The 9,322-nt window shown below is 60.6% G+C and carries 9 protein-coding genes and 1 pseudogene; 1 reads left to right on the top strand and 9 read right to left on the bottom strand.

Annotated features, from left to right (window positions below):
* The 9 genes from E5P3_RS35615 to E5P3_RS35575 form a co-directional block, all read right to left on the bottom strand.
* A partial coding sequence (locus E5P3_RS35615) for a transcriptional regulator KorA (RefSeq protein WP_162572164.1) occupies positions 1–305 on the bottom strand: 305 nt, incomplete at its 3' end.
* A 161-nt stretch (positions 306–466) separates the two neighbouring features.
* Entirely contained in the window at positions 467–988 is a 522-nt protein-coding gene (locus tag E5P3_RS35610) for a DUF2761 domain-containing protein (RefSeq protein WP_162572163.1), read from the bottom strand.
* 1 nt (position 989) lies between these two features.
* A complete protein-coding gene (gene kleE, locus E5P3_RS35605; protein WP_075122821.1) occupies positions 990–1,313 on the bottom strand; it encodes a KleE stable inheritance protein in 324 nt (107 codons plus the stop codon).
* 116 nt (positions 1,314–1,429) lie between these two features.
* Positions 1,430–1,687 (bottom strand): stable inheritance protein KleA, encoded by a 258-nt coding sequence (gene kleA / locus E5P3_RS35600; protein ID WP_011171685.1) that lies wholly within the window; start codon positions 1,685–1,687, stop codon positions 1,430–1,432.
* Positions 1,688–1,877: 190 nt separating this feature from the next.
* A complete protein-coding gene (locus E5P3_RS35595) occupies positions 1,878–2,135 on the bottom strand; it encodes a helix-turn-helix domain-containing protein (RefSeq protein WP_011171686.1) in 258 nt (85 codons plus the stop codon).
* A 14-nt stretch (positions 2,136–2,149) separates the two neighbouring features.
* On the bottom strand, positions 2,150–3,556 hold the full coding sequence (locus E5P3_RS35590; protein WP_011171687.1) for a hypothetical protein: 1,407 nt from the start codon (positions 3,554–3,556) through the stop codon (positions 2,150–2,152).
* Positions 3,557–3,603: 47 nt separating this feature from the next.
* Positions 3,604–4,038: an antirestriction protein gene (locus E5P3_RS35585; RefSeq protein ID WP_011171688.1), complete on the bottom strand. Its 435-nt coding sequence runs from the start codon at positions 4,036–4,038 to the stop codon at positions 3,604–3,606.
* Between the two features lie 96 nt (positions 4,039–4,134).
* Positions 4,135–4,419 (bottom strand): hypothetical protein, encoded by a 285-nt coding sequence (locus tag E5P3_RS35580; protein WP_015063519.1) that lies wholly within the window; start codon positions 4,417–4,419, stop codon positions 4,135–4,137.
* A 1,145-nt stretch (positions 4,420–5,564) separates the two neighbouring features.
* Positions 5,565–8,480: a Tn3-like element IS1071 family transposase gene (locus E5P3_RS35575; RefSeq protein ID WP_003158660.1), complete on the bottom strand. Its 2,916-nt coding sequence runs from the start codon at positions 8,478–8,480 to the stop codon at positions 5,565–5,567.
* Between the two features lie 151 nt (positions 8,481–8,631).
* Here E5P3_RS35575 and istB point away from each other — a divergent pair.
* Positions 8,632–9,144, top strand: a pseudogene (istB, locus tag E5P3_RS35570) (IS21-like element helper ATPase IstB); the annotation flags it as partial.
* Between the last annotated feature and the right edge of the window lie 178 nt (positions 9,145–9,322).

Here is a 9,322-nt window from a genome sequence, read left to right as displayed (position 1 = left end):
TTCTTGGGTTCCTTCTTCTTTGTCGCCGCGTCCTCGGCCCACTTCTTGACGATGAACGCCTGATGCTCCGGCAGCACTGCCGAAACCCGCTCGTACCCCTGGGGTACGTTCTTGGACGAAAACGCCGTCCACACCCTGCTCACGGCCTGCGAGACTGCCCCTTTGGTCAGTCCCAGCGACGTGATGAAAACCGCTTGCGGCTGGCCCAAAACCAGCACGCCCCGCGCTATTTCGATGGTCTGCTGGCCCACGTCCAAGCCCTTTATGCACGCCTGGAACTGGGCTTCGGTTAGCCGTTTCTTCATGGATTGCACCCATATCATTGACTCCGCGCCTAGTTAAAAAAAGCTGGTGACAGCCAGCACCCATAAGACAAAGTTTAGCTAAACTTTGTCCTTGAGTCAAGCGTTTTAGCCGCTAAAATTTTCTTTGGCACGAAAAACGGCCCGAAAAAACGGGTCACCTGTTAATGCGCCTTTGCCTGGCGGATTGCGCGTACTGCCGCACCCCTGGCAAGCGCTTCCCGCCAGCACTCGGAATCGAGACTGCACGCGCTGCGCGTAGTGCCGTCCGGCATGTCGTAGAACACTGCCGGGCGGCTCTCGATGAGGCTTTCGATGCGCAAGGCCGATGCATCAAGCCCAAGGTCGCCCGCAATCACGGCCAGCGCCTCACGTCGCTCGTCTTCCTCCTTGGCGTTCAACCGGGCCGCGTCAGCGGCACCCAGGAAGATCGTCATCAACGGCCCGACTGTCGAAACCGAACCGTTGGCAAAACAAATGTCATACGACCCACCGGCCGCGTGTGGATCAACACCTTCCACCAGCTTCCACGGGTCAAGGCCCCATTCCTCCGACTTCTGGCTGTACCAGTAGGCCGGTGCATCGCCGTTCAGGTCGCTATCGGCGTAGGCCCGGACCAGCACCGCCACCCGGCCCGTGTTCGGGCACACGTAGCCAAGCGGATAAGGGCGCAGCATCTTCGTCATGTCAAATTCCTTTGGGCTTGTAGATGGATACGAAATACGTCAAGGCCACCAGCACAGCGAAGTGCGCGAGGAACGTCCAGCCGGCGAAAACGCCCGGCGTGTTCCAGTGGTAGACCATGCGGATGAACTGAAAAAACACGTCAATCGAGACGATCCATTTCAGCAGCGGCCACACCAGTACGACGACAACCCAGACGGCCTTGACCACGGGCGCGAACAGGCCCCGGCGCGGCGCGGCAGGCGCTGGCTTCTCCTGCGCTGCCGGCTCCGGTGCGACCTCGGCGGGTGCCTCGGCCTTGCCTGGAAACTTGATGATGTTCGTCATCGCTTGACCCCTTTTCGCATTGCCTATCCAATGCAGGGTGCAACCGCGCCTATGGTTGGGCCTTTGGTGTGACAGCACCAGGGCCGAATGCCCCGGATCACTCCGGGGCGTTCCTCCTACCAATCAGCTCGGCGCTTCGCCTGCTCTACTTCCTCATAACCCCATTTCCCCTTGGCGTCGCCCTCCAGGCTCAACGCTGCGTAGTACGCCTTGGCGCGCAGCTCGGCCGCCTTGTTCAGCAACCCCGTTGCTTGCTCTGTCAACGCCGCTGCTTCGTCCATCACTACAGCGATTTGATCGCGTCGAGCGGGAAAGTCGGTAGCGGGTGCGCCTGCAAGTTGATCGACCCACGGCATGATCGGTGCCTTGTTCATCGGATGGTTCTCCGGTTATTGACCTGAGCGGTATGCCCGGCCTTCTAAGTAACATGATAGGGCAAAATGCCCTAGCTGTCAACTGATTTAACGAAAATATTTTCGCTAAATTGCCGTGAAAATCTTCTTCCTTGGCGTAAAAATTCGGCGCAGCCGGGGTATTCATGGCTTTAGCCGCTAAAGCGGCTAGCTAGTCCTTCTTCCAGATTTGGCCCAAATTGCCGAAGTCGCACAGCAAGGCCCATGCGGCATAGGGGATGGCCGAATCCCCGCCGATCCAGCGGCGTACGGTTCTATCGCCCTTTGCCCCCAGCCCGAGGGCTTTCGCGGCTTGGCCTCCCGTGAAGCCCGCCGCTTTCAGCGCCTCGCGCACCTCTTCGCCGGTCGGCTGCTCCCAGCCGTCGTTTGCGGGCCGCAGGCATTCAAGCCTGATATTTGCCTCTGACATTGCATTGCTCCTGGTCATAGGATGCGCAAGGCATCCATGCTGTAAATCGACTCAATACAGCGCGGGTCTGAATCCACCACGCGCCGCCCATTCCGGTTGATTTTGTACGTTACGGGTCGATCCTCATGCGCGAACACCTGGCGGGTGTCTGCGGCAACTCTGGTCACGACCACTTTTTTGCCTATGTCCTTGGCGAAAACAGGATGGTGGACGCTCTTGATCTGGCACCGAACGCCCTTGAAAAACGCCTCTGTCGCCGGGGGTTCCTCGTAGTAGTAGTCGTCGCTCTCGGCAGCAGGGGAGGGCGCTACGTCTTCTTCCTTGGCGTCGATCCGGGCCGGCACGGCCTTGGCGGCCCCCCTGGCCGCCTTGACTTTCAGGCGCGCAGCTTCGGCCCACTTCTTGACGATGAATGCCTGGTGCTTGGTCAGGACGGCATCCACCAGCACGAACCCGGACGGCAGTGGTTCGGCCAGGTCATCGGCTCCCACCGGCTCGATGGCCCGCGCCCGCCTGGGCGGTTGCGCCATGCCAGCCAGCCAGGGGCGCACCGGCTTGGCGGCATGCCTGTTTTGCGCTTCGGCTGTCAGGTAGCGACGATGCGCTTTGAGATAGCCGGCGAACACGGCGGCGGCCACCTGGTCAACGGTCATCCCGCCCTGTGCCGTCTCGAAATGCGAACGGTAGCCCGTCTCTGAGATAAATGGCCCGTCCAGGTCAACGACATGGAACGCGAAATGCCGATCCAGCAGCGAACCAAAGCCATCACCGACTTCCACCAGGCAGCGCACGCCGGCCGACTCCATCAGGAATTCCCCCGACTGGCCCCACATCGGCACCACGCCAGGCGCGGCGCTGCAATGTAGCTCGATCAACGTGCCGGCCGCCTCGGGGTTCGCGCCATCCTTGCAGCCTTGGTACGTGCCGCCGTTGAGCTTCCAAATGCTCGCGTCGTAACGATTCGCGGCTGCTTCGGCGGCAGCGCCGTCGCTGGCCAGCACGGCCGCGTGACAAGCGGCCACGGCCTCGGCCGCGACCGCCAGCAGGCCGGCCCGCTCTTCGGGCAGCTCGGCCGCCAGGTCCGCCGCCGCCTCGTCGCGCTCGCGTAGTCGCTCCTCGACGCCCCCGGCCTTCTTGGCGCGCTTCTTGGTCTTCACGGCGGCCGGCGCTGCCGGCGTCGGATGCTTGACCAGGTGCGAGTCGATGCACTCCGGTTTTCGGTCGTCGTCGCAGAAACGCAGGCCGTCCACCACGCAGCAGCCCGGCAGGGGGTATTGCATCCAGTATTCGGGCTCGGGGTAGGGGTGCAGCAGCTCGCCGCACGCATGGCAGCGCTCGGCTGCGCCCACGTCCCCATCCGCGAGAAGGCGGCCGGGCTCGATGGCCGCATTGCGCCGGTCGGTTCTGTCTTCATGATCCATGATCGCGCTCCAGGTGGCCCCAGCCTTTCGGCTGGAGCCGGCCCCCTTTAGTCGATCGCTCGGAAGATTTCTGCGGCCTCGGCGTGGTCGCGTGCGAAGTCGCGCAGGAAGTGGTAGCGGTCGATCAGCACATCCGCCACGTCCGTGCCCTGGTTGTCAGCGGCAAGCTGGCCCAAGGTGAACAGGGTTGCGACGATGCCGGCCGCATCGGCCGACAGCTCGCCGCTGTACCCGTTCCCGTCGACCTCCAGGCACAGCCGGCCAGTCAGCTCGGGCGCGAGATAGAACCCGCCGTTGCTCAGTTCGTAGTAGTTCCAGAACCCGCCGTTGTAGTCTTCACTGAGCCGGCGCAGCCAGGCATACACCAGCGATTCGCCGCGCATCATCAGGCGCGGTCCGAAGTAAGTAGGTAGGAAGGTAAGCCGGCGATTACTGGCGACCAGGGACGCGGTGACGGGTTGGTTTGCTTGGGTGTCGTTCATCGGAGTTCTCCGGTTGTTGACCTGGGCGAAATGCCCGGCCTTCAAAATGAATTATAGGGCAAAATGCCCTAAGTTACAGCAATTTAGCTAAACTTTTTAGCCGCTAAAGCGGGAATCGTTGGCCGCTTTGGCTTGGCCGCGCTCGACGGCCTGAGTGATGCGTTCCTTCACGGCCTCGACAGCCTTGCGGAACTGCTCCAGGTCGTAGGGCGTGGCGCGCTTGCATTCGCAGTGCTCGACCTCGGCCAGCACGCGGCCGGCGACGGCTCGCCAGTTGTCCAGCTCGTGGGCACCGACGCAGGCGTGGTAATCGACGTTCGCCAGTCGAAACAGGTGATCGGCTTCGGCACGAAAGGCGGCCACTTTCAAAGTCTTGCTCATCGGAAATGCTCCGGTTGTTGACCTGGGCGAAGCGCCCGGCCTTGCCATCAATTATAGGGCAAAATGCCCTATTCCGTCAACCCGTACCCGCGTTTCTTTGACACTTGAGGGGCCACTTCTCCCAGCAATCCGGCTAACGGTCGCCGGCCCTTTTCCCCTTGGAGTAAAACCTTGCGTCCGTTGCGCTGCGCGGTCCTTCCATCGTGGCCGCGATGGTTGAGCTGCATGGAGAGTTGCAGGAGTCCAGAGGGGCGCAGCCCCTTTGGGCATAGCGCAGCGACCTAGAGACGAAATTAGGGCTGTTGCAGGCGCTTGCGCCTGTTTGGTAGCCCTCTGCGCCGTTAGGCGCAGCTCGAATGCAGGTGAGGCCGAAGGCCGAGGGGCGCAGCCCCTGGGGGGATGGGAGGCCGCTTGCGGCCGGGTGGGATCGAGAAGGGGGGTCTCCCCCCTTCGGCGCGTGCTTTTTAAGCACGCAGGTTAATAACTACGGTTTATAAAATTTGGTTTAAAAAGTGGTTATAAAGCGGTTAGCGCATCGGAAAACATGCCGTAAGTCGTTGATACGCCAAGAAAAAAGCAAAACCGCTGCCCCTCAAGTGTCTAGGGTGCGCCCCTCAAATGTCTGTAGTTGGCCCCACAAGTGTCAACGAAGCCGCCCCCCAAGTGTCTAGGGTTGCGCCCCTCAAGTGTCTATAGAAATCGGGCTTTTCCACAGGCTTATGCACAGTTCCTGTGCATAACTTGACCGCGGCGAGCGCTTGCAGGCACTTGGCCACGCCTGGCTAGGCTGAAAACCGACGTTTGCCCCTCAAGTGTCTGCAGTGCGCCGGGGTACTCTGCCCCCCAAGTGTCAATGAACGCCCCCCAAGTGTCACGGTGAGCCGATTTGTCCACAAGCCGCCCACAGGGCGCGGGTGGATCTTCGGCAGACCTGGTGTGATTTCCATCGCTGAATCAGACTGAACATCGCTCGGCGCGACTGCACACCATTCGCTACAACTAGGGGTCTCCTCGTTTTCAGTGCAATAAGTGACGGTACGAAAAGCTAGCACTGGCGCGGAGGTGGTGTTGGTAGATCGTTGATTTCATTGACTTTCCTGTTCACTTTCAAATCTGCGATTCGTGGCGTCAAACCGTGGTCGGTTTCATCCATTGGTGCCAGTTATCGATGCATTTGGCCGCGAAGGCAGGATTTGGTCAGCATAGCGGTCAACCGGGAAGCGAAACACACCCCGCAAGTTGATGCTCTCCAGCCTGGTGGGCGCAATCTTCCCGATCAGTTCCGGTGGAATGACCTGGCGGCGGTTCGACCAGCGATCCAGGACCGCCTGCATCTGTGAGGTATTCCACGCCATCACGATGTTGGCCATCAGGCTCAACGCATCGGCCACAGCCTGCATTTCATCGACACGTTTGGCCTGCGCCGGGCTGATCCGGCCGGTATAAATGGCGCGCTTGAGGGCGTTAACAGCCTCGCCCCGATTGAGCACCCGGCGCAACTCGTTCCTGAAAGCGTCCTTGACAAAGTAGTCAGCCAAAAACGCCGTACGCAGCAACCGCCCCAATTGCACGCCAGCCTCATAGATTGGATCGCCCTGGGCGGCAGAACCGAACCGCGCAAGAGCTGCCACCGCACTGGCATGTCCGCTCATGACCGAGGCTGCCAGGTGCACCAGACTATCCCAATGCTTTTCGATCAAAGCGACGTCGACATTGGCTTCGCACACCGCAGCGATTTCTGCGGGCACTTTGGTGCCGCGTGGCACAAAGAGGTGGCGCTGTTTGAGTTCCTTCAACCGCGGGCAAAGATCAAAACCAAGCAAACGGGCATGTGACATGGCAAAGTCGGTGTAGCCATGGGTATCCACAGCAAGCTGGCTGGTCTCCAGCTTTTCTTGGCGGATGACACCTTCAATGGCCACGCCCGCCTGGCGCTCATTGAGCACAAAGGGCTGCGCATGGAAGATGCCCCACCGGTCTTTTACATGGGAGTAGATTCCAATGGAAGGTGTGTTGCGCCGAGGATCAAGCCGGGCTTGCCACACCCGTTTGGTGGTCTCCATGGTCATCATGTCAGAAGATGCCAAATCGGACCGCCCCCAGGTGGCGGCAATCGGGTGTCGCTGCATGAATTCCAGCACAGCCTGGCAGGCCTGGCTCAGACGCCGTTCGTCCCGCGCCCAGCGCATGGCCTGGCGAATGCTGGTGGCAGACAATTGCGGAATCATGCGCGCGCATTCGACCGCAGTCAGACTGGTGCCGTGGGCCATGATGCCGGCATAGACCATCAGCAGCTCGTCGGTAGAGCGCGGCTCACGTCCGAGCATGATCCAGCTAAAGCGCACCTGGGCGTCAACGGCCAGAATCACTTCCGGCAATTGAACCTCACCGATGCGGTGATCCAAAGCCGCGCGCAGCTTGGTCACTTCTGGGTCTTCGTCCTCTGCGGGCAATGGCGACAAATGGAGTTCATCATCCACGCGCAGTACGCCACTGCGGGCTGCAGCGGCCACCGCATCGACACCGGCAGTTACTCTGGCCAGCAAAGGCTTCAAGAAAGTGGCAGCCTTGCTGGGTAACGATAGACGGGCATAGTGTTTCTTGGACTCTGCCTGCCAACGCTCGTCCGTGAAGAACAAGCGCGCACGACCCCGAAAGCTCAGGCTGTGCTCAATCCAGACCGAGCCATTGCGCACCGCGCGGCGCAGGGCAAACAGGGTGGCCACCTCCAACGCCTGAAACGCCCGTTCCCGGTCTGGGCTGGAGATCGAAACCTGCCAGATCATTCCCAGACTTGGTGCCACCACTTCAACTGGCAGCTTTCTGGATCCTTTGAGATATAAAGCTTGCAGCTTGGCAAGGTACTCGATGGCAGGATGCTCGCCGGTGGCCTGCCAGGGCAGCTTTGCAATGGCGACGAGCAACGACCGCACGGGGCGAATTCCATCAATCAATCCCTCGCGGACCAGGGAGGCCCTGCTCGGTGGTTTGCGTTTCTGGGTTTCGGTGATCAAGGCTTCAAGACGGGCACGCAACTCAGCATCTGGCACCGCACCTTGCGCGCTCAAGGCAACAAGTTCGCCGAGCAGCGTTTTGTACATTGCGGCCCAATTGACGGTAGCGGGGACATCGGCGGCAGCCTGACGCCACAGATCGGCGATCCGGCGCTGCACCATAAGGATCAACTGGTCTGTGGTGGTGAACAGGCAATACCGAAGAAAGCATGCGACCTCCACGGTGCGCGCTGGCTCTTTGATCTTGGCTCCGGCTGAGGGCGGCCTGGAGACAAGTCGGCGCGCGTAGCGGCGCAAGATGAGATCGGGGATGTCTGCCAGGTGCTTATGAACGTCCAGCGTGTAAAGCAGGTCGATGCGCTCCAGTACCTCGCTGATTTGGCGGGTTGAGTGTTTCGCCGGTGCAGCCCATAGCCAACTCTGCTGGGTTTGTCCATCTGGGCGCAGCTCTGAAACTGAGGCTCGCCAGCGATCAAGTGTTGCTGGATCAACGCTGGCGGCGATGGCGGTGCCTGTTTCAACTTCAAGCTGGGCAAGTGCCGCCGCAATCAGTGTCCGAATTGCCCGCTCGTGCACGATCACCAGCTTGTTCTTGTACAGCCATTGACGCGCCCGCACGAGTAGCTGATCGCGGTCGGCGCAGCGCGCCACTTCGTCGCGCAGTTCACGTACCAGTGAGCGGCGCTGGTGCTCGCTCATCCACTGGAATCCAAGGACCGTGCAGGCTACTTGTTGGTGATCGAATAGCGTGCGCCCGCGTTCATACATGGCTCTCAGCGAGGCGACTTCTGGTGCTGCAATGCCAAGCTCGTTGCCAAGGTGGCGCCACAAGGCTACTGGAATTACCCGAAAGGCACCGAGCAAACGCCCACTCATGCGCAGGAAACCAATATGGAGCGCCAGACCAAGCTTGTGGGAATCACCTCGGCGTGCATTGATTGCGTCGCGCTCGGCACCATCGAAGGTGAAAAATGCCTTCATCTCGAAGTCGCTGATATCGCGGGGGAGCCCACGCATCCCCAAAAACGTTGTGTGCCAACCCTGCATCGTGAACCTCAAAAGTGGGAGGCCACCATACCCGTTTACAAAGCGAACAGGAAAGTCAATGAAATCAACGGTCTACCCAGACCACCCCCGCGCCAGTGCTAGCTTTGCGTACCGTCACTTATTGCACTGAAAACGAGGAGACCCCAGCATGGCGTTCACCGAGCAGGCGCACAACGTGGTGCTGGTGGGTGGCCCCGGCACGGGCAAGACGCATCTGGCCACGGCCATCGGCGTGGCGGGCATCACGCGCCATGGCTCACGCGTGCGGTTTTACTCCACGGTGGACCTGGTCAACGCACTGGAGCAGGAGAAGGCCCAAGGCAAGGCAGGCCGCATCGCAGCGAGCTTGCAGCGCATGGACCTGGTCATCCTTGATGAGCTGGGCTACCTGCCCTTCAGCCAGGCAGGCGGCGCCTTGCTGTTCCACCTGCTGAGCAAGCTCTACGAGCAGACCAGCGTGATGATCACCACCAACCTGGACTTCAAGGAATGGTCCAGCGTGTTCGGCGATGCCAAGATGACCACGGCACTGCTGGATCGACTCACGCACCACTGCCACATCGTCGAGACGGGCAACGAGTCCCACAGGTTCATGCACAGCACAGCCGTGGCCAAGAAACGCATCAAGGCACGCGAACAGGCCAAGAAGGCTGAGCCGTTCTGAGCGGTTCAAGGGCAAGCCGCTACGGGCTTCGCCCTGCGCGGCTTACCCTCAACGGACGACCACCGAGCTCGATCACCAAGGAGACCAAAACCGACCCAAGGCACTACACTTATCCACAGCCGACCTTCACAGGTTGGCCATTAGCCCTGGCTCAAAATTCAATCGGCACGGTGGCTCA

Origin of the sequence: Variovorax sp. RA8 (genome assembly GCF_901827175.1) — a bacterium.
Classification (GTDB): domain Bacteria; phylum Pseudomonadota; class Gammaproteobacteria; order Burkholderiales; family Burkholderiaceae_C; genus Variovorax.
Note: the sequence above shows the minus strand (reverse complement) of the source record. Positions and strands in the feature narration are given on the sequence as shown.